The 17,989-nt window shown below is 64.1% G+C and carries 20 protein-coding genes, 1 tRNA gene and 1 pseudogene; 9 read left to right on the forward strand and 13 right to left on the reverse strand.

The annotated features are described in order from the left end of the window. Positions 1-4: 4 nt before the first annotated feature. The 7 genes from rplK to MNBBLIKP_RS16490 all read right to left on the reverse strand — a co-directional run bounded on the left by rplK (position 5) and on the right by MNBBLIKP_RS16490 (position 5,574). Positions 5-436 (reverse strand): 50S ribosomal protein L11, encoded by a 432-nt coding sequence (gene rplK / locus MNBBLIKP_RS16460; RefSeq protein ID WP_088311366.1) that lies wholly within the window; start codon positions 434-436, stop codon positions 5-7. A 146-nt stretch (positions 437-582) separates the two neighbouring features. Continuing rightward, entirely contained in the window at positions 583-1,662 is a 1,080-nt protein-coding gene (locus tag MNBBLIKP_RS16465; RefSeq protein ID WP_088311367.1) for an acyltransferase family protein, read from the reverse strand. A 45-nt stretch (positions 1,663-1,707) separates the two neighbouring features. Next, positions 1,708-3,030 carry a M20/M25/M40 family metallo-hydrolase gene (locus tag MNBBLIKP_RS16470; RefSeq protein WP_088311368.1) on the reverse strand — a complete coding sequence of 441 codons (1,323 nt, stop codon included), beginning with the start codon at positions 3,028-3,030 and terminating at the stop codon, positions 1,708-1,710. A gap of 4 nt (positions 3,031-3,034) precedes the next feature. Continuing rightward, positions 3,035-3,571 carry a transcription termination/antitermination protein NusG gene (nusG, locus tag MNBBLIKP_RS16475; protein ID WP_088311369.1) on the reverse strand — a complete coding sequence of 179 codons (537 nt, stop codon included), beginning with the start codon at positions 3,569-3,571 and terminating at the stop codon, positions 3,035-3,037. 35 nt (positions 3,572-3,606) lie between these two features. Further along, a complete protein-coding gene (secE, locus tag MNBBLIKP_RS16480) occupies positions 3,607-3,801 on the reverse strand; it encodes a preprotein translocase subunit SecE (RefSeq protein WP_088311370.1) in 195 nt (64 codons plus the stop codon). Positions 3,802-3,936: 135 nt separating this feature from the next. Then, positions 3,937-5,469: a hypothetical protein gene (locus MNBBLIKP_RS16485; RefSeq protein ID WP_140420637.1), complete on the reverse strand. Its 1,533-nt coding sequence runs from the start codon at positions 5,467-5,469 to the stop codon at positions 3,937-3,939. Between the two features lie 29 nt (positions 5,470-5,498). Further along, a tRNA-Trp gene (locus MNBBLIKP_RS16490) sits at positions 5,499-5,574 on the reverse strand. A 94-nt stretch (positions 5,575-5,668) separates the two neighbouring features. On the opposite strand from MNBBLIKP_RS16490, the gene aat reads away from it, so the two are divergent. Beyond that, on the forward strand, positions 5,669-6,439 hold the full coding sequence (gene aat / locus MNBBLIKP_RS16495; protein WP_088311372.1) for a leucyl/phenylalanyl-tRNA--protein transferase: 771 nt from the start codon (positions 5,669-5,671) through the stop codon (positions 6,437-6,439). A gap of 35 nt (positions 6,440-6,474) precedes the next feature. Here aat and MNBBLIKP_RS16500 read toward each other — a convergent pair. The 4 genes and pseudogenes from MNBBLIKP_RS16500 to MNBBLIKP_RS16515 form a co-directional block, all read right to left on the reverse strand. Continuing rightward, positions 6,475-6,873: pseudogene (locus tag MNBBLIKP_RS16500) on the reverse strand (DUF2155 domain-containing protein); the annotation flags it as partial. Next, positions 6,873-7,286 (reverse strand): NADH:ubiquinone oxidoreductase subunit NDUFA12, encoded by a 414-nt coding sequence (locus tag MNBBLIKP_RS16505; protein WP_088311373.1) that lies wholly within the window; start codon positions 7,284-7,286, stop codon positions 6,873-6,875. The pseudogene MNBBLIKP_RS16500 and the gene MNBBLIKP_RS16505, both read right to left, overlap by 1 nt. A gap of 47 nt (positions 7,287-7,333) precedes the next feature. Continuing rightward, positions 7,334-7,822, reverse strand: coding sequence for a DUF192 domain-containing protein (locus tag MNBBLIKP_RS16510; RefSeq protein ID WP_088311374.1), 489 nt, complete (start codon positions 7,820-7,822; stop codon positions 7,334-7,336). Beyond that, entirely contained in the window at positions 7,819-8,361 is a 543-nt protein-coding gene (locus tag MNBBLIKP_RS16515) for a regulatory protein RecX (protein WP_088311508.1), read from the reverse strand. The genes MNBBLIKP_RS16510 and MNBBLIKP_RS16515 overlap by 4 nt, the downstream gene beginning before the upstream one ends. 139 nt (positions 8,362-8,500) lie before the next feature. Between MNBBLIKP_RS16515 and MNBBLIKP_RS16520 the strand changes: the two genes are divergently transcribed. From MNBBLIKP_RS16520 to MNBBLIKP_RS16550, 7 genes are all read left to right on the forward strand, one after another. After that, positions 8,501-10,279, forward strand: a complete 1,779-nt coding sequence (locus MNBBLIKP_RS16520) for a fatty acyl-AMP ligase (RefSeq protein ID WP_088311375.1) — start codon at positions 8,501-8,503, stop codon at positions 10,277-10,279. A gap of 92 nt (positions 10,280-10,371) precedes the next feature. Next, positions 10,372-10,644 carry a hypothetical protein gene (locus tag MNBBLIKP_RS16525; protein WP_088311376.1) on the forward strand — a complete coding sequence of 91 codons (273 nt, stop codon included), beginning with the start codon at positions 10,372-10,374 and terminating at the stop codon, positions 10,642-10,644. A 256-nt stretch (positions 10,645-10,900) separates the two neighbouring features. Beyond that, a complete protein-coding gene (locus tag MNBBLIKP_RS16530; protein ID WP_088311377.1) occupies positions 10,901-12,106 on the forward strand; it encodes a toxic anion resistance protein in 1,206 nt (401 codons plus the stop codon). Positions 12,107-12,281: 175 nt separating this feature from the next. Then, complete coding sequence (locus MNBBLIKP_RS16535; protein ID WP_088311378.1) at positions 12,282-13,028, forward strand: hypothetical protein; 747 nt, start codon at positions 12,282-12,284, stop codon at positions 13,026-13,028. Beyond that, positions 13,025-13,318 (forward strand): polyhydroxyalkanoic acid system family protein, encoded by a 294-nt coding sequence (locus MNBBLIKP_RS16540; protein ID WP_088311379.1) that lies wholly within the window; start codon positions 13,025-13,027, stop codon positions 13,316-13,318. The genes MNBBLIKP_RS16535 and MNBBLIKP_RS16540 overlap by 4 nt, the downstream gene beginning before the upstream one ends. Before the next feature lie 271 nt (positions 13,319-13,589). Continuing rightward, positions 13,590-13,844, forward strand: coding sequence for a hypothetical protein (locus MNBBLIKP_RS16545; RefSeq protein WP_088311380.1), 255 nt, complete (start codon positions 13,590-13,592; stop codon positions 13,842-13,844). A 5-nt stretch (positions 13,845-13,849) separates the two neighbouring features. Further along, a complete protein-coding gene (locus MNBBLIKP_RS16550) occupies positions 13,850-14,632 on the forward strand; it encodes a hypothetical protein (RefSeq protein ID WP_088311381.1) in 783 nt (260 codons plus the stop codon). Between the two features lie 43 nt (positions 14,633-14,675). On the opposite strand, the gene MNBBLIKP_RS16555 is transcribed toward MNBBLIKP_RS16550, so the two are convergent. Next, positions 14,676-15,116: a DUF2721 domain-containing protein gene (locus MNBBLIKP_RS16555; RefSeq protein WP_088311382.1), complete on the reverse strand. Its 441-nt coding sequence runs from the start codon at positions 15,114-15,116 to the stop codon at positions 14,676-14,678. Positions 15,117-15,204: 88 nt separating this feature from the next. On the opposite strand from MNBBLIKP_RS16555, the gene MNBBLIKP_RS16560 reads away from it, so the two are divergent. Continuing rightward, positions 15,205-15,753, forward strand: coding sequence for a lipocalin family protein (locus MNBBLIKP_RS16560; RefSeq protein ID WP_088311383.1), 549 nt, complete (start codon positions 15,205-15,207; stop codon positions 15,751-15,753). Positions 15,754-15,804: 51 nt separating this feature from the next. Here the strand turns inward: MNBBLIKP_RS16560 and acs are convergent, their stop codons facing one another. Then, positions 15,805-17,733 (reverse strand): acetate--CoA ligase, encoded by a 1,929-nt coding sequence (acs, locus tag MNBBLIKP_RS16565; RefSeq protein WP_088311384.1) that lies wholly within the window; start codon positions 17,731-17,733, stop codon positions 15,805-15,807. Positions 17,734-17,989: the final 256 nt, after the last annotated feature.

Below are 17,989 nucleotides of genomic sequence, written 5' to 3' on the forward strand. Positions count from 1 at the left end.
GTCCTTAGCCCTCCACAACCTGCAGACCCATCGAACGGGCAGAGCCTTCGATGATCTTGGTAGCCTGTTCGATGTCGTTGGCGTTGAGATCGGCAAACTTGGTCTGCGCGATTTCCGCCAGCTTGGAACGGGCGATGGTTCCGGCCGAAACCTTGCCGGGTTCCTTCGAACCGGACTTCAGGTTGGCAGCCTTCTTGATCAGATAGCTGGCCGGGGGGGTCTTGGTCACGAACGTGAAGCTGCGATCAGCATAGACCGTGATGATGGTCGGGATCGGCATCGACGCTTCAAGTTCCTGCGTGGCGGCGTTGAACGCCTTGCAGAATTCCATGATGTTGACGCCGCGCTGACCCAGCGCCGGGCCGATCGGCGGCGACGGGGTAGCCTTGCCTGCAGGGACCTGCAGTTTGATATAGCCTTCAATCTTCTTGGCCACGATGGGCCTCCTTTCTTCCTGTTGGCCCCCCGGGGGGAGCCTCAGAGTGAGCGGTCAGGCAAAGGAGGCAGCCCCCCTTCTTCCGCACGGAATCACCCGGCCACGGCCAGGCGAAGGCGCGCGGTTAGGGCAAAGCGGGGTGGAAATCAAGCCGATGCTTGCGGCGCGGCCACTTTCGCGGTCTGGCGGCGTTCCCACGCCTGCCGGATCGCTTGTCGCATGGGCACTTCGAAATAGCGATAGGTCAGGTCCGACAGCAGCAGGATCGCGGCGATGATCCCCAGATAGATCGCCCACACCAGCGGCCCGTCCCCCGCAATCACGCCGGTCTGGCGCTTGATCAGGGCATAGACCGGCAAATGGATCAGATACACCGCATAAGACCGGTCTCCCAGCCACGACCACAGCCTGCCGTCCAGCCAACGTGAACGCAGCGCCAGCAGCAGCGCGGCGGGAAAAGCCACCAGCACCAGCGGCAACAGCGAGGACCAGACCCCCGTCGGCATGACCAGCCCGATCACGAGCAGCGCCCCCAGCAACGGCCAGGGCAACCGCGCCAACCGTTCGCGCGCATGCCACAGCACTTGCCCCAGGAAGAACCCCAGCAGCCCGCGCGGCAGGTTGTCTGCCACCCATGGCCCCTCGGGCTCGCCATTGAACACCAGCAGCCCCAGCCCCAGCGCAATCGCTCCCACAGTCACCTGCCACAACCGCCGCCGCCCGCCGCGCATCGCGGCAAAGGCGAACAGCAGATAGCAGCAAGCCTCGACACTCAGCGACCAGGCCGGTCCGTTGAACGTATCGGGCACCGGCCGCACGAAGTTTTGCAGCATCACCAGATGCATCGCAAAGGCGCCCGCCGTGTTGCCCTTTTCCCCCCAGGCATAAAGCGCCACGACCAGCAGCGTCAGCAGGTGCAGCGGATAGAGCCGCGCAAAGCGCGCCACCGCGAATTGCCCCATCGCCCCCGGGCGGGACAGCTTGTCCCCGGCCAGATAGACATGGGCAAAGATATAGCCCGACAGCAGGAAAAACAGATCGACAAAGGCCCAGCCCCAATGGCTAAGCCAGGCGAACACCATGCCGTGATCGGTGAACAGTTCGGGCGCGAACAGCGTTCGCGGGTGATAGGTAAAGGCCACCACGCAGGCCGCGATCCCGCGCAGCCCGTCCAGCCGGGTCAGCCGCTGCGGCGCGGCTGCGGGAAGTGGAGATGTTCCGACCATTGTCTGGCGGGATAGCCGAACATGGTTAGTGCCCGGTAAAGAGCGCTATTTCTGCATCCCTGCCGCGCCCAGGATGGTCGCCATGGCAGCATTGATCCCGGCAAGGCTGGGCCCTTCGGCCACGTCAATCCATTCGTGGGGAGCATGAGCGCCGCCCCCGGTGCCGCCAGATCCAATTGCGATGGCCGGGATCCCCAGGCTCATCGGCACATTGGCGTCGGTCGATTGCGCGCCCAGGCTGGGTTCGATCCCGTTGGCACGCAGCGCCGCAGCGGCAATGCGGACCAGCGGAGCCTCATCCGGGGTCGTACCGGCGGGACGGTCCCCGATCGGCTTGAAGGTCACTGTCACTTTGCCGCCATCGGTCTGCCGGGCGGCGTTTTCTTCATCCACCGCGCGGGCGGCGATTTCATGGAGCGCGGCATCCACCCGCGCCACTTCCTGCGGCGTTTCCGAGCGGATATCGACTTCGAGAAACACTTCGTTGGGAATCGTGTTGACCGATGTGCCCCCGCCCACCACGCTTGCCGAATAGGTGGTGCGCGGACTTTGCGGCACCGGCACGGCGTACAGCCCGGTCACCGTTTTCGCCAGCGCGGCCAGCGGATTGACGATCCCGAACTTGCCATAGGAATGCCCGCCCGGCCCGCTGAAGATCAGCCGATAGCGTTTCGACCCCACTCCGCGCGTGGTCACCAGCCCGGCCCCGGCGCCGTCGATCGTGATGAACCCGGCCGCACCTTTGGCGCGCGGGTCATTGGCAAAGAAATGCCGCGTACCGCGCAGGTCGCCCGGCCCTTCTTCACCCACGTTGCCGATGAAGATGATGTCGCGGGTGGTGCGGATCGCGGCCCTGTCCATGGCGCGGATCACAGCGAGCATCACGGCCAGCCCGCGCGTGTCATCCCCAATCCCGGGGGCCGACAGGCGGGTGCCCTCGCGCTTTACTTTCACGTCGGTTCCGGCGGGGAACACGGTATCAAGATGGGCCGCCACCACCAGCGGTGCGGCCTTGGGATCGCTGCCCTTGCGCACGGCGATGACATTGCCGATCGCATCGGTGGTTACATCGGCCAGCCCCGTGCCCCGCATCAGCGCGGCGAAACTCGTCCCGCGTTCCGCCTCGCCAAAGGGGGGCGCGGGGATCTCGGTCAGAGTGACGATCTGTTCGACCATCCGGGGGTGATCGAGCCGCAACGCTTCGCGCGCGGCAACATAGCGTTTTGACGCCAGCACATCGGCCAGTTCGGCGGGAACCGGCGGGCCTTTCGGCTTGGTTTCCTTGGCCCCGGCGGGCGCGCCGGCCAAAGCCAGCGCGAAAGCCAGTGCCGGGGCGAAAGCGACCGAGCCGCGCAGCGCCCTTGCCATGGGCCTACTTGACCAGTTCGACGTGTTCGAAATCGAGTTCGACCGGAGTAGCCCGGCCAAAGATCGAGACCGACACCTTGACCCGGTTCTTGTCGAAATCGAGTTCTTCCACCACGCCGGTGAAGCTGTTGAACGGCCCGTCGAGCACTTTGACCGAATCGCCGATTTCGTAATCGACGCTGACGTGCTTCTTGGGTTCGGCAGCGGCGGCATCGCGCGCACCGAAATACCGGGCGGCTTCGCGGTCCGAAATCGGCTGCGGCTTGCCATTGGGGCCCAGGAACCCGGTGACCTTGGCGGTGTTCTTGACGAGGTGATAGACGTCGTCGTTCATGGTCAGCTTGGCCAGCACATAGCCGGGCATGGTCTTGCGTTCGACCTGAACCTTCTTGCCGCGCTTGACCTCGGTCACGGTTTCGGCGGGCACTTCGACCGCTTCGACCAGTGCTTCAAGTCCCTTGCGCTCGGCTTCGGACAGGATCGATTCGCGAACCTTGTTTTCGAACCCGGAATAGGCGTGGATGATGTACCAACGAGCCATGTTTCTCTCGTAACCTCAAATTGGGCGCATGACCGTCAGGCCAGCGACAGCAGCCACTTCACGATTGCGCCGAACAGCGAATCGACCCCCAGGAAAAACAGCGCAAGGATCACCATCAGGATCGCGACGAAGATCGCCGTGCTGACCGTTTCCTGCCGCGTCGGCCAAACGACCTTGCGTGCTTCTGCCTGAACCTGGCGCATGAATTCGCCGGGATTGATCTTGGCCATGGCTATTATCGCCCGTCCTGTTGCAATTGCGTTTCCTGTTGCCTGCCGCGCGCTTGGGGAACAGCGCCGCCCCGGCGCCGCTGGGGGCTACCGGGGATGAGCGTGTTCTCCAAATGACGGAAGACACCGCCGCACTTAGCGACGCGACTGCGGTTTTGCAAGCTTGGGCGGTGGCATTTGCGCCAGCAGGTCATCCGCCGTGCGATCGATCACTTTGGCCTTCCTGGGCAGAGCTTCCAGTTCTTCGGTCCCGACGTACCAGAACCAGTCAGCATGGCGGGCCGGATCGTAGTGGGTCATGTCGGTGTTGCGGCCCTTGCGCCACAGCAGGCGGTGATAGGGATCGCGGAAGTATTTGCCGCCTTCGTTGATCGTCAGCATGTGGATCATCGGCAGCGCGAAGTTGATGTTGACCAGCGCATCCTTGCGCACCACGGCATAGCCAGCGACATGTTCCTGCGGGTTGATCGGCCAACGTCCGATCCGCGTTTCCACCAGGCTGGCGATCTTCGCACCCTGCGGCAGCTGGTCAATCCGCGCCAGCAGCCGTTCGGTCCGCTTGGATTCGCTGGCCCAGGTCTGGGTGGTCAGCGCCAGCCGCCCCACAAACAGCGCCGCGGCCAGCAACAGCACGAACCGCGGTGCGCGCCAGCTCAGCGCCAGGCAGCCCACCATCAGCCCGGTATAGATCATCCGCGCATCGACATAGTCCCCGCCAAAGATATGGCGCGGCAGCACCAGACTGAGCGCCAGCATCGCAATCGCCGCCCAGCCAAGCCGCCCGTCGAGCCGCCCCAGCCCCAGCGATCCGACCAGCACCACCCCGATCCCGATCAGCGTGCTATAGTCCAGCCAGCGCCAGGTATCGCGCATCGCCTGTTTCCAGATCGCCCATTTGTAGGTGCCCGGAACCTTGCCATAGGAATAGAGTTCACCGCCGCTTTGCTGACCCGCCAGCGACAGCGCGGCCAGGGCAACAAACGGCAGCATCAGCGGCCAGGGCGCAACAAAGGCCCGCCAGCTCTTGTTCTTGTGCCATTCATAGCCGAACACCATCACGCCCAGCGTGCCCCAGCCCGAAACGTGGCACAGCCAGACCACCAGCCCGATCGGCATGAACAGCGGCGCGCGCCACTTCCACCCATCCAGCCGCACCCACAGGGCAAAGGCGAACAGCGCAGCAGCCAGCGACAGGCCGAAATTGAGGAACCCCAGCAACATGGCCGGAGACCAGACGAACAGCAGCCCCAGCAGTGCGCCGATCCCGATCCGCCGCCGCAGCGACCATTCCACCGCCAGCACGCCCAGCGCATTAAGCAGGACGGTAAGATAGACGATCAGCTTGCCCGCCGCTTCCAGCGACATCACCTTGGCCAGCGGAATGACCAGCAGGTCCGCCCCCAGGTTGCCGCTCCACTTCCAGTTGAAGCCGTAATACTGTTGCAGGAACGCGCTGTCGGCGTGGTGCAACATGACCTGATAGCGTGCCAGATGGGCGGGATAGTCCACCATCTGCGGATGCTTGGCGACGATCACCGGCAGCAGCGCCAGCAGCGCCAGGATCAGCCCAAGCCACATTCCTTCGCGCGGGCCAGGCTCGCTCCATAGCCAGCCGGGGCGTGAGCGACCACGCACATTGAACTGCTCGAAGGGAGGTTCGGCGGACATCGGCACATCACTGGGTGAACGGGAAATGCTGGCAGGAGTGCACGGACTCGAACCGTGGGCCCTCGGTTTTGGAGACCGATGCTCTACCAACTGAGCTACACTCCTGCGGGCGGACGGGCCTCTATAGGTTACTACCGGGGTTGGCAAGGCTGCAAATCCTTCGCTTCGCCAAGCGGCAGAAAAGGGCTATTACCGCGCCATGCATGCCCCGGCCAGCCCATCCCCGATCGATCCGGACCTGCTGCTGCTGGCCTATCGCGGCGGGGTGTTTCCGATGGCCGATGCGCGTGAGGATCCAGAGATTTTCTGGGTCGAACCGCGCCGCCGGGCGATTCTGCCACTGGATCAGTTCCACTGCTCACGCTCGCTGGCCCGCACGCTGCGGCGGGGGCGGTTTCAGATCACCTGCAATCAGGCCTTTGCCCAGGTAATGCAGGCCTGCGCCGGGCCGCGCCGCGATGCGCAGGACACCTGGATCAGCCGCCGGATCGAATCGAGCTATCGCCAGCTCCACGCGCGCGGGCAGGCCCATTCGATCGAATGCTGGCAGGACGGCGCACTGGTTGGCGGGCTGTATGGTGTGGGGTTTGACCGGGTGTTCTGCGGCGAAAGCATGTTCAGCGGCGTGCCCGATGCTTCGAAAGTGGCGCTGGCCTGGCTGGTCGCGGCGCTGCGCCGGGCGGGCACGCAATTGCTCGATTGCCAGTTCATCACCGATCACCTCGCCTCGCTGGGGGCGGTGGAGATCAGCCAGGCCGAATACCTGGTATTGCTGCGCGCGGCTCAGAGCCCGACCGTGGGCGAGGCGGCCGGTCTGGGCGCGGGGGCAGGCGCGGGCGAAGGAGAGGCGGCGGCTGCCGGGCTCGCGCTGCCCGCCGGTTTTGCGGCACTGCTGGGCGATGCGGCGGGGGCTGGACTGTCTTCCTCGCCCGGGAACTTCATCGCGCAGTCCTTGACCCAGACGTCATAGACCGGATGCTCCACCGTGTTGAGCGAAGGCGAATTCTTGAACAGCCAGCCGGAAAACACCTTGCGCCATTGCAGCGCACTGCCGGCATCGGCGCGTTCTTCGACAAACACCTGAACGAAGGCCCCCACTTCGGGCGGATCTTCCCACGGCAGGGTCCGCTCGCAGCTGGCAAGCTTGACCACCACATTGCCGACGCGGCGCGATTCGCCGGGCTTGAGCACAATATCCTGGCTGAGGTTGTTACGCTTGTTGAGCAGGCCCAGCGTGGCGACGCGGTCCTTGACCGGGGTGCCATATTCGCTTTCGACCACCGGCGCACCGGCAGCTTGCGCGGCCACAGCCTTGGGCACCTCGGTCGCGGTTGCTCCGGGTTCGTTGCCCGAATTGCAGGCGGCCAGCGCCAGCAGCAGAAGGGCAGACGCCCGGCGCGGCATCAGGCTTCTGGCGTCCAGGCTTCGTAGTCGCCCGTTGCCGCCGCGCGCTTGCCGCCGCGTTCCAGCGCGCCTTGCGGGCGATAGGCGGCAGCGGTGCCGGTGGCGTTGGCGCTATGCTCCACTTCCCAGATGCGCGGTGGCGGCAGGTTGCTTTCGGGCACACCATCAAAGCTGCCGTGCAGCCAGCCGTGCCATTCGGCCGGAACCCGGCTGGCATCGTTGGCACCATTGTAAATCACCCAGCGCCGTTCGCGCCCGGCAAAGGGATGCCCCGCCGGATAGCGCTTTTTCGCGCGGTAATACTTGTTGCCCTGCGCGTCAGAACCAACCTGTTCGCCGGTCAGCGCGGAATTGAGCATGGTCGTCACGGTCGCGCCGTTCCACCAGGTGAAGATCTTGCCAAGGATTCCCATGCGCGCCGCCTAGCCGAATTGTGTGCTGCTTGAAAGGGGGCTTTACCCTACCAATCCACCGTATCGCCGGGAACGATCCCCAGCTCTGCCGCGCGGCCCGCGTTGAGTTCCAGCACGGCCTTGGCCAGTCCGACCGACGGCAGCGGGGTTTCGTCATAAGGTTTGGCATTGGCGGCAATGTTGCTGATCTTGCCGTCCACCCCCACGAAAATCAGATCGAGCGGCAGAACCGTGTTCTTCATCCAGAACACCGCACCACGCGGCGGGTCCAACGGAAAGATCATCCCTTCGTCCGCGCCCATGCTGGTGCGGAACATCATTCCTTTGGCCTGTTCCATGGCCGATTTCGCCAGTTCCACCCGGAACACATGCTGCTTGCCCGCATGGGTCACGGTCAGCGGGATCACTGTCAGTCCGGATTCGGGATGAACTGCCCCGGCCTGCGTCGATTGCGCCCCCGCCTCGCTCGAATTGGGAGAGCAGGCGGCCAGCAGGGCCAGAGCACAGGCGGCGACCATCGATTTGCGCATGTTCATTCCTCGTCCGGTTCCGCGGCCCATTGCTCGGCCGCTTCCACGCTGATGGCATTCAACAATTCGCGCGCGCTGTCCAGCGGGTGCCCGGCCCGGAGCATGGCCGCAAGCTGCTTTTCCCGCACCGCGCGGTCAGTCGCGGGGGCGCCAAACGGCCCCAGCCGCCGTTTGCGCGCCAAGGCCAGCGCCGCGCGGCGCTGTTCGCACGCCCCGGCCCGCACTTCGCTGCGCACCGCCTCGGCAATTCCGGCCTGACCCAGCGCCTGATCGACCCGGCGCTGGCCATAACCGCGCCGCAGCAGGCTGCCGCTGCGCGCACGGGCAAACTGCGCATCGTCGACATAGCCCGCCGCAACCATGCGCTCGACCGTGGCCTGAACCGGGGCTTCCCCATCCCCGTCCCAGCCGCGTTCGCGCAGCTTGCGGCGCAGATAGCCCTCCAGTTTTGCCGCGCTGGTGGCGAACCGCGCGACATATGCCAGGGCCAGCTCGTTAAGCCGGGGCAGGTCCAAAGGCCGGGGATTGCGACGGTCGCGGGTCATCTTGGCCATATTCGTGCCACACTGTGCCGCAATTGGAAACGATCAGGGGCGCGGGCCGATGCCGGTCTGTGCTGTGCAACGAGATGGGAGACAGGCCGGAATATGGTCGATCCCCTTGAAAACAAACGGGTAACGCGCAATGACTGACGCCGCCGAACTGGTGACGACTGCTGCGGACCATATGGTCCCCACCCCCAATTTTGACGATCTGCCACGCCGTTTTTCCAACTTCGCCACATTTGGCGAGGCGCTGGACTATGCCGCGCAGGGCAATCGCGGCATGAATTTTCACGATCCGCGCGGCAACCTGGCGCGGGTCTATCCGTTCCGCGAGCTGCGCGAGGATTCGCTCGTGATGGCCCGCCGCCTTATCGCCCATGGCATCGGCAAGGGCGACCGGATCGCGCTGGTCGCTGAAACCGGGCCCGAATTCGCCGCGCTGTTCTGCGGCACAATCTATGCCGGGGCCTGGCCGGTGCCGTTGCCGCTGCCAACCAGCTTTGGCGGCAAGGAAAGCTATATCGACCAGCTGGCCGTCCAGCTGCAATCGAGCGACCCCAAAGTGCTGTTCTATCCCGAAGAGATCGCCGAAATGGCCGGTGCCGCCGCCGCGCGCCAAGGCTGCGAGGGGATCACCTGGCAAAGCTTTGCACTGACCGAGCCGGCCGACGCCCCGCTGCCCGTAGCCAATGGCGATGACATCTGCTATCTGCAGTATTCCAGCGGATCGACCCGCTTCCCGCATGGCGTCGCGGTGACTCATGCCAGCCTGCTTAACAACCTTGCCGGGCACGGCGAAGGGATGGAGTTGCAGCAGGACGATCGCTGCATCAGCTGGTTGCCGTGGTATCACGACATGGGGCTGGTCGGTTGCTTCCTGTCGATCATCGCCAACCAGATTTCGGTCGATTACATCAAGACCGAGGATTTCGCCCGCCGCCCGCTCGCCTGGCTGGACATGATCAGCCGCAATCCGGGCAATTCGATCTCCTATTCCCCAACCTTCGGCTATGACATCTGCGCGCGCCGGATTTCCAGCCAGAGCCATGTGGCCGACCGGTTCGACCTGTCGCGCTGGCGGATCGCGGGCAACGGCGCGGACATGATCCGCCCGGACGTGATGCAGGGCTTCGTCAATGCCTTTGCCGAAGCAGGGTTCAAGGCCCAGGCCTTCCTCCCTTCGTACGGTCTGGCCGAAGCAACTCTGGCGGTCACACTGATGCCGCCGGGCGAAGGAATCCGGGTCGAACTGGTCGAGGAAGAGCGCCTGTCCGGCACCCCGCGCGACCTTTCCCGCCCGGCCCGCTACCGCGCGATCGTCAACTGCGGCAAGGCGGTGAAAGACATGGAACTCGCCATCCGGGGCGAGAATGGCGCGGCCCTGCCCGATCATCACATCGGCAAGGTGTGGTGCAGGGGTCCGTCAGTGATGGTCGGCTATTTCCGCGATCCGGAAGCGACCGAAGCCTGCCTTGTCCCAAGCGAAGACGGCAAGGGGGCCTGGCTCGATACCGGCGATATGGGCTATATGGTCGATGGCTATCTGTTCATTGTTGGCCGCGCCAAGGACATGATCATCATCAACGGCAAGAACCACTGGCCGCAGGATATCGAATGGGCGGTGGAACAGCTTCCCGGCTTCAACCACGGCGATATTGCCGCCTTCTCGGTCGAAACCGAAAATGGCGAGGAAGCCCCCGCTGTGCTGGTCCACTGCCGCGTGTCCGATCCCGAAGCCCGGATCGAACTGCGCAACATGATCCGCGACAAGGTGCGTTCGATCACCGGCATGAACTGCGTGGTCGAACTGGTCCCCCCGCGCACCCTGCCCCGCACCAGCAGCGGCAAATTGAGCCGCGCCAAGGCCAAGAAAATGTTCCTGTCTGGCGAGATCGAGCCATTCCAGCTGGCTGCGTGAGCGGCCGTACCGGATCGGGAATCCTACCGACTTGCCACGCCGCAAGGCTGCGCTAAGTTCTTCCCCGTGGGTCGCACCACGGGAGATATGGGATGGGGACAAAGCAAAGCCCGCCCGCTGCGGATGATGGCTACGGCGTGCTCGTCGGCTGGTCGCATCATGGTTTCAACGGACGGCTGGACCTGTGCCTGCAGCGCGTTGGCTCGATGGCCGAGGCCGAGCAGGAAGATGTCCAGCAGCAGCACTTTTACATGACCGAAAACCAGGCCTTGCTGCTCGCCAACTATCTGCTGGGCGTGCTCGACAAGAAACCCGCCGCCCGGCGCAAGGGCTGGCTGGGCCGGGTGCTGACGGGTCAGCCCTAGAGCCTGATGAACGAACCAGCCCGGCTGGTCCATTATCGCATGGGCACGTGCCCGGCACCGGCAGGCGCACCGGTTCGGTAAGGGCGCCAACTGAGCCGGTGCAGGTTGGTATAAGCTGCGCAGCGCGCAAAGATTGCTCCGGCAAAATCGATCACCTTGCGCTTGCAGGCCCTGTCTTATTTCGATAACACAGCTTGAACTCGAGCGGGTTGCACACAACATAACCGTTCGGACAGAAAGTACGGAAACACAGACCATGGCCACTACGCCTGAACAGACCGCCGCGCCGACCATCACCCTGACCCCGCCCGATCCGGTGCCGGTGATCGTGCCTGAACAGGCGATTGGGCTGGTGCCGGTATCGGAAGACAGCAAATCCAAACTGGAAGTGAAGGTTGATGCCTTCATCACCGATCTGGTCGCGCAGGACGCCAATTCGCCCGAATTCGGCAAACGGATCGACCAGCTGACCAACATGGGGCGCAAGGAGATTGCGGCGGCATCGGCCATGTCGAACCGGTTCCTTGATCGTCCGGTGCGGGCGATGGACAAGGATTCGGGCGTCGGCGCGAATCTGGCGGAACTGCGCAAGGTGGTGGAAGAGCTGGACCCCGGCAAAAAGGGCCAGCTTTCCACCGGGCGCAAGATCCTGGGCTTCATTCCGTTCGGCAATTCGGTGAAGCGCTATTTCCAAAGCTATGAAAGCGCGCAGGGCCATATCCAGTCGGTCCTGGGGCACCTTGCCTCGGGCAAGGATGAGCTGCTGATGGACAATGCCGCGATCGATGTGGAACGCGGCAAGTTGTGGGAAGCCATGGGCAACCTGGAACAGATGATCCACATCAGCCGCACGCTGGATGGCAAGCTTGAGGAAAAGGCAGCGGAACTTGACGGAATCGAACCGGCCAAGGCCAAGGCGATCCGCGAAAGCGCGCTGTTCTATGTTCGCCAGCGCACCCAGGACCTGCTGACGCAGATGGCCGTGACGGTGCAGGGTTACCTTGCGCTCGATCTGGTCAAAAAGAACAACGTCGAACTGGTCAAGGGCGTGGACCGCGCCAGCACCACCACCGTCGGCGCGCTGCGCACCGCGGTGACCGTGGCTCAGGCGATGTACAACCAGCGCATGGTGCTGGGCCAGATCACCGCCCTGAACGACACCACATCGGGGATCATCGATTCCACCGGCAAGCTGCTGCGCGAACAAACCGGCAAGATCCATGAACAGGCCGCCGCCAGCACCATTTCGGTCGAAGTGCTGCAGCGCGCGTTCCAGAACATCTATGACACGATGGACAATATCGACACTTTCAAGCTGAAAGCGCTCGACAGCATGAAGCAGACCGTCACCACGCTGACGGCCGAAGTCGAAAAGTCCAAGGGCTATATCGCCCGGGCCGAAGGCGCCTCACAGGCCGCCAATGCCGCCGATGCGCCCTCGATGCTGAGCCTTGAGGGCTGATGGGCATGGCCGGACAGGTCCTCCCCATTTTCACGCAGTGCAAATGGGGAGGTGGCAGTTCCGCAGGAACTGACGGAGGGGTAATGCGGCACGGCGGACACCCCTCCGTCAGCCGCCTGCGGCGTCTGCCACCTTCCCCTTTGTGGCATGCGCCAGAAATGGAGAGGATTTCCTGATGGCCGGCGAAGCGCAGCAGAGTGACCTGATCCTGCGGCAGGCGCGCCAGTCGCTGGCTGGCCAGCAGGCCGGCGGGCGGCGGGCGGGTTCGATCGGGCGGCGCTCGGCTGCGCTGAAGCGCGAGCACACCATGCGCAAGGCGCTGCGGGCGGTGCTGGCGCTGGGGGCAATCATCTTTGCGGCGATGGTGGCCGGGCTGATCCTGGACGGGATCGGCTGGACTGGCGTGATCATGACCATGCTGGCCATGGTCGTGGCGCTGGGGGTCTTTTCCAATTACCCCAAGTTGAAAGTGCCGACGCTGGAATCGCTCGGCCAGGGCGATACCCGCAGCCTGGTCGGCCGGACCGAACTGTGGCTGGAACGCCAGCGCCCTGCCCTGCCCGCCCCGGCGGTGCAGCTGGTCGATCAGATCGGCCTGCAGCTTGACGCCTTGGGCCAGCAGCTCGACGGGCTGGATGAAGCGGCCCCCGCCGCGCGCGAAGTGCGCAAGCTGGTGGGGGAACATCTGCCCGGTCTGGTTTCCAGTTATACCTCAATCCCCCGCCACTTGCGCGGCGAGGCCAGCGGCGGTGCCAGCCCGGATCAGCATCTGACCGAAAGCCTGGGCAAGATCAGCGGCGAGATTGACAGCGTCACTCGCCAGTTGGCCAGCGGCGCGATCGACAATCTGGCGATCCAGACCCGCTATCTTGACTACAAATACGGCAATGCGCTGGAAGACGGCACCAAGGTGGCCGAATGAGGCTGGCTTTCCCCCACAGCCTGGGCCGCGACGAAGCGCTGCGCCGGATCCGCGAGCATGAGGCTGACATTGCCAATGTGGCCCCCGGCATGGCGGACGTGACCACCAGCTGGCCCAGCCCCGACCGGCTGGAATTGCAGATCGCCGCCATGGGCAAGGCGATCAAAGGCGCGGTCGAAGTGGCTGACAGCGAAGTGGTGTTCGATTTCGATCTGCCGCAATCGCTGTCTTTCGCATCGGGCATGATCAAGGCGGCGCTTGAACCCAAGGCGCGCAAGCTGCTGAGCTAGGGTCAGGACCTGCTAATCACGCGGCGCCCGCTCGCGCCGAATTCCAGAACAGTGCCTGACGATTTCGTGATTTTAATTACAAAATCACTGTCGTTATTTTCCAATTCCGCACCGGACCTTGACCCTATCAAGTGCCCGGTCGGCTTCACCACCGCCGGAAAACAATTGTGCCTGAAGCATACGGCTTTCGGCACCGGTGAACTATTGCCCGGGTTCACGCCGCCACTTTGCGGGCGCGCGTCTGAATATCCGAAAACAGGAGTCTGTTTTGATGAGCGATCCCCAAACCAACCGCGCAATTGCGCTGGCCACGCAGGCACTGGCGCAATCGATCCAGGCCGATCCCTCGGCGATCAGCTGTGTCGGCACTGGCAAGCGGCAATTGCCCAATCCGCCGTTGGAACCCGGCCAGGTCAGCACCAACCCGGTGATCTGGGAATTCACCGTGGTGCTGGGCTATCGCCAGGTCCGCTATACCTACCGGGTGGCGCACGGCGTGGCCAAGTTCGCCGGGCAAGAGGGGTAAGGGCCATGCGCATCCTGATCAGCTACATCCACGGCTGGAGCCTGTCCGGCAATCCCTATGACCTGCCCAGCGTGCAGCGACTGGTCGACGCGACTTTGGCTCAGCAAGGGATAAACCCGGCAGCCATCCAGATCAGTTCGCAGTCGGTCCACATGAAGGACACCCGCAATTACACCTTCATCCAGTGCGCCCACCAGCTGATGCAGACCGGCTGGATGCAGAACGGCGCGGGGTTCGACCGGCACTATGCGGTGTGCCATTCGATGGGCGGGCTGGTCGCGCGGACCATGATGGTGCTGGGCTACAGGTTCGATGGAGTGCTGACGCTGAACACGCCGCACCACGGCACGGCCGGGTGGACCACTGGCGGCAGCATCGTCGGTTCGGTCTTCGTCGGTCCGGGCGCGCAATCGATGATGAATATCAGCCAGGACCTGCGCTGGCTGAACGAGACCGATGGCCCGCTGCGCGACCGGCTCTATTGCCTGGGCGTGCGCTGCCATGGGATCGGGCCGGTCAGCCTGGGCCCGCCGATCCCCTGGACGCATGATAACGACACCCTGATCGAATATGCCAGCCAGACCGCCGCCGGGCTGGGCGATGCGGTGCGGCGCTATGGCACGCTGGTGGACTATGGGGTCAATTTCGTGCCCCAGGCCTGCGCGGCCACGCCCGGCCATCCCCACAATTTCGTGATCGATTTCGCCGCAGAGCAAGGCAGCGGTCCGTTCAAGTTTGATAACACACCGCTGCGCCAGGCGATTGTGGACTGCATCCGGCTGCACTGACCGGGCGGGCCCGGGGCCGCAGCCCCGCGCCCGTCACGCCGGATTACAGCTTGCGCTCAAGCTCAAGATAGCCGCGCGGGATGCGCAGTTGCTGGGCGGCGATGCGGGTTTCGCCCAGGAACAGCACCAGCGCCCACATCATCAGACTGATCGCCAAGAGAAAGAACGCGGCCGCCAGCAGCGGCAGCTTGAACCCGGCGATTTCGTCCAGAAACAGCACCGCCACGGTCATGCCGATTGCCAGACCGGCCAGCACCAGCAGGAACAGCGCCCGCGTGATCAGGTGGATGCGCCGGGCGATGGCACGGATTTCCACCACGACCGCGTCGTGCTCCGGCCCCTTGGTCATCATGTGGACATCCTGCAAGGCGCGCGAACGGTCCACCACCCGGCCGAGGCGGGTAGACAGCAGGTTCATGATATTGCCAATCGCCACCAGCATGAACACCGGGGCAAGCGCGAGCTGGATGGTCTGGGCGATCATGGCTCTGGCCTATCGCGAATTCATACCCATATAAAGCAGAACCCACCTGCGGCAGGGAACATCCGCCGCGCTGCAAGGTTTGCCCGTCATGACCAGATTGCTCCGCCCGCTCGCCCTTGCCGCAACCGCCATGCTGCTGCTGGGGGGCTGCGCAGCTTTGGGTCCCAAGCACCCGGTCGGCAATGCCGCCGTCCCGCAGCCAGCCCGTTCAGTGGATCTGGAACGCTACCTTGGCCGCTGGTACGAACTGGCGCGGTATGAACAGGGGTTCCAGAAAGACTGCGAAGGCGTGTCCGCCGATTATGCCCGGCGCGATGACGGCCGGATTTCGGTACTCAACGCCTGCCGCAAGCCGGACGGAAAGCTGAAACAGGCCAAGGGCCGCGCCAAAGTGGTCGAAGCCGCCACCAATGCCAAGCTGAAGGTCAGCTTCTTTGGCCCGTTCTATGGCGATTACTGGGTGCTGGACCATGCGGAGGATTACAGCTGGTCGATCGTGGGTGAACCATCAGGCCGCTACCTGTGGCTGCTCTCGCGCGAGGCGAACCCCACTGCGGCCCAGCGCGACGCCCTGATCGCGCGGGCCGGTGCGCTGGGTTATGATACGTCCATGTTGCGGATCACCCAGCAGCCGTGACCAGCTGATCCTCCCCATTTGGCTTCGCAAAATGGGAAGGATCTTTGGGCCTTAGCGTCCTTCGCTCAGCAGCACGTCGACCACGCCCGGATCGGCCAGCGTGCTGGTATCGCCGAGGTTGCTGGTGTCCCCTTCGGCGATCTTGCGCAGGATGCGGCGCATGATCTTGCCGCTGCGGGTCTTGGGCAGCGCGGGGGCGAAGTGGATCACATCAGGCGTGGCAATCGGGCCGATTTCGTGGCGGACCCATTGCACCAGTTCCTTGCGCATGTCGTCCGTGGGCTCCTCACCCGCGTTGAGCGTGACATAGGCATAGATGCCCTGCCCCTTGATCTCATGCGGCATGCCCACCACTGCCGCCTCGGCCACCTTGGCGTGGGCGACCAGCGCGCTCTCAACCTCGGCAGTGCCCATGCGGTGGCCCGATACGTTGATCACGTCATCGACGCGGCCGGTAATCCAGTAATAGCCGTCTTCATCGCGCCTGCAGCCATCGCCGGTGAAGTACTTGCCCGGATAGGTGGTGAAATAGGTCTGGAAGAAGCGTTCGTGATCGCCCCACACGGTCCGCATCTGGCCGGGCCATGATTGCAGCAGGCACAGGTTGCCCTCAGTCGCGCCTTCCAGCACCGCGCCTTCGGCATCGACGATCTGCGGGACCACACCAAACATCGGCTTGCTCGCCGCGCCGGGCTTGAGCGCGTGGGCACCGGGCAGCGGCGTGATCATCGCCCCGCCGGTTTCGGTCTGCCACCAGGTATCGACGATCGGGCAGCGTTGATCCCCGACCACGCGCCAGTACCATTCCCACGCCTCTGGATTGATCGGTTCGCCCACCGAGCCGAGCAGGCGGAGCGACTTGCGGCTGGTCGCCTTCACCCAGTCATCGCCTTCACGCATCAGCGCACGCAGCGCCGTGGGCGCGCCATAGAAGATCTCGACATTGTGGCGGTCAACAATTTCCCAGAACCGGCTGTGGGTGGGATAGTTGGGCACCCCTTCAAACATCACCGTGGTCGCCCCGTTGGCGAGCGGACCATAGACCACATAGGAGTGCCCCGTGACCCAGCCCACATCCGCCGCGCACCAATAGATCTCGCCGGGGCGGTAATCGAACACGTACTGGTGGGTCATCGCCGCCCAGGTCAGATAGCCGCCGGTGGTGTGGAGCACGCCCTTGGGCTTGCCGGTGGAGCCGGAGGTGTAGAGGATGAACAACGGGTCTTCGGCGCCCATTTCCTCATAAGCGCAATCGGGCGAAACGCTGTCGCGCAGATCATGCCACCAATGATCGCGCCCTTCGACCATGGTCACCGCGTTCGAAACGTGGCGCACCGTCAGCACGGCTTTGACCGAGGGGCACTGCGTCAGCGCATCATCGACATTGGCCTTCAGCGGCACCTGCTTGCCCCCGCGCATCCCGGCGTCGGCGGTGATCACCACATTGCTGTCACAGTCCTGGATCCGCCCCGCGAGCGCTTCGGGGCTGAACCCGCCGAACACGATCGAATGGATCGCCCCGATCCGCGCGCAGGCGAGCATCGCCACGGCGGCTTCGGGGATCATCGGCAGATAGATGGTAACGCGGTCACCCTTGTTCGCGCCCAGTTGCTTCAGCGCATTGGCCATGCGGCAAACATCGGCGTGGAGCTGGCGATAGGTCAGGCGGCGCTGGTGCTCGCTGTCATCCCCTTCCCAGATGATCGCGACCTGATCGCCGCGCTGCGCCAGATGGCGATCGAGGCAATTGGCCGAGACATTGAGCGTTCCATCGGAGAACCACTCGATCCCGAAATCCGCCTCGTCAAACGAACAGTGGCCCAGCTTGCTCCACGGCTTGATCCAGTCGAGCCGCGCACTCTCCTCGCGCCAGAATGCCTCGGGGGTTTCCAGCGCGGCGCGGGTCTTTTCGGCATAGACTTCCGCATTGATCAGCGCGCGTGCGGCCCATTCGGAGGGGACAGGATGGGTGGTGGCCATGGGACTCTCCGGGAAGATTCGTGTTTGGGTGCAGTTAGGGAGCGGCGGCGGGGCGCGTCAATGGCGCGTGTCGGCATGCCTACTGCGGTTGGCAGGAGTTGGGCTCCATTCTGAAGCGCGATCCGATCAATGTGACAGACTCAATGACAGTAACGCGCGCACCTGTTTCGCATCTCGCAATGCCTGCAATCGACACGACCACTGTTTGCCCTGTCGACAAGGATACGAAAGCATGGGGAACAGCGCCCCGGCCTTC

This window comes from Novosphingobium sp. B 225, from assembly GCF_002198665.1.
Lineage (GTDB): Bacteria > Pseudomonadota > Alphaproteobacteria > Sphingomonadales > Sphingomonadaceae > Novosphingobium.

What these genes read in the sequence shown, in the direction of transcription:
- MNBBLIKP_RS16465 (WP_088311367.1), bottom strand. Translation starts at nt 1,662, where the DNA reads ATGGTCGGAACATCTCCACTTCCCGCAGCCGCGCCGCAGCGGCTGACC.
- MNBBLIKP_RS16470 (WP_088311368.1), bottom strand. Translation starts at nt 3,030, where the DNA reads ATGGCAAGGGCGCTGCGCGGCTCGGTCGCTTTCGCCCCGGCACTGGCT.
- nusG (WP_088311369.1), bottom strand. Translation starts at nt 3,571, where the DNA reads ATGGCTCGTTGGTACATCATCCACGCCTATTCCGGGTTCGAAAACAAG.
- secE (WP_088311370.1), bottom strand. Translation starts at nt 3,801, where the DNA reads ATGGCCAAGATCAATCCCGGCGAATTCATGCGCCAGGTTCAGGCAGAA.
- MNBBLIKP_RS16485 (WP_140420637.1), bottom strand. Translation starts at nt 5,469, where the DNA reads ATGTCCGCCGAACCTCCCTTCGAGCAGTTCAATGTGCGTGGTCGCTCA.
- aat (WP_088311372.1), top strand. Translation starts at nt 5,669, where the DNA reads ATGCATGCCCCGGCCAGCCCATCCCCGATCGATCCGGACCTGCTGCTG.
- MNBBLIKP_RS16505 (WP_088311373.1), bottom strand. Translation starts at nt 7,286, where the DNA reads ATGGGAATCCTTGGCAAGATCTTCACCTGGTGGAACGGCGCGACCGTG.
- MNBBLIKP_RS16510 (WP_088311374.1), bottom strand. Translation starts at nt 7,822, where the DNA reads ATGAACATGCGCAAATCGATGGTCGCCGCCTGTGCTCTGGCCCTGCTG.
- MNBBLIKP_RS16515 (WP_088311508.1), bottom strand. Translation starts at nt 8,361, where the DNA reads ATGACCCGCGACCGTCGCAATCCCCGGCCTTTGGACCTGCCCCGGCTT.
- MNBBLIKP_RS16520 (WP_088311375.1), top strand. Translation starts at nt 8,501, where the DNA reads ATGACTGACGCCGCCGAACTGGTGACGACTGCTGCGGACCATATGGTC.
- MNBBLIKP_RS16525 (WP_088311376.1), top strand. Translation starts at nt 10,372, where the DNA reads ATGGGGACAAAGCAAAGCCCGCCCGCTGCGGATGATGGCTACGGCGTG.
- MNBBLIKP_RS16530 (WP_088311377.1), top strand. Translation starts at nt 10,901, where the DNA reads ATGGCCACTACGCCTGAACAGACCGCCGCGCCGACCATCACCCTGACC.
- MNBBLIKP_RS16535 (WP_088311378.1), top strand. Translation starts at nt 12,282, where the DNA reads ATGGCCGGCGAAGCGCAGCAGAGTGACCTGATCCTGCGGCAGGCGCGC.
- MNBBLIKP_RS16540 (WP_088311379.1), top strand. Translation starts at nt 13,025, where the DNA reads ATGAGGCTGGCTTTCCCCCACAGCCTGGGCCGCGACGAAGCGCTGCGC.
- MNBBLIKP_RS16545 (WP_088311380.1), top strand. Translation starts at nt 13,590, where the DNA reads ATGAGCGATCCCCAAACCAACCGCGCAATTGCGCTGGCCACGCAGGCA.
- MNBBLIKP_RS16550 (WP_088311381.1), top strand. Translation starts at nt 13,850, where the DNA reads ATGCGCATCCTGATCAGCTACATCCACGGCTGGAGCCTGTCCGGCAAT.
- MNBBLIKP_RS16555 (WP_088311382.1), bottom strand. Translation starts at nt 15,116, where the DNA reads ATGATCGCCCAGACCATCCAGCTCGCGCTTGCCCCGGTGTTCATGCTG.
- MNBBLIKP_RS16560 (WP_088311383.1), top strand. Translation starts at nt 15,205, where the DNA reads ATGACCAGATTGCTCCGCCCGCTCGCCCTTGCCGCAACCGCCATGCTG.
- acs (WP_088311384.1), bottom strand. Translation starts at nt 17,733, where the DNA reads ATGGCCACCACCCATCCTGTCCCCTCCGAATGGGCCGCACGCGCGCTG.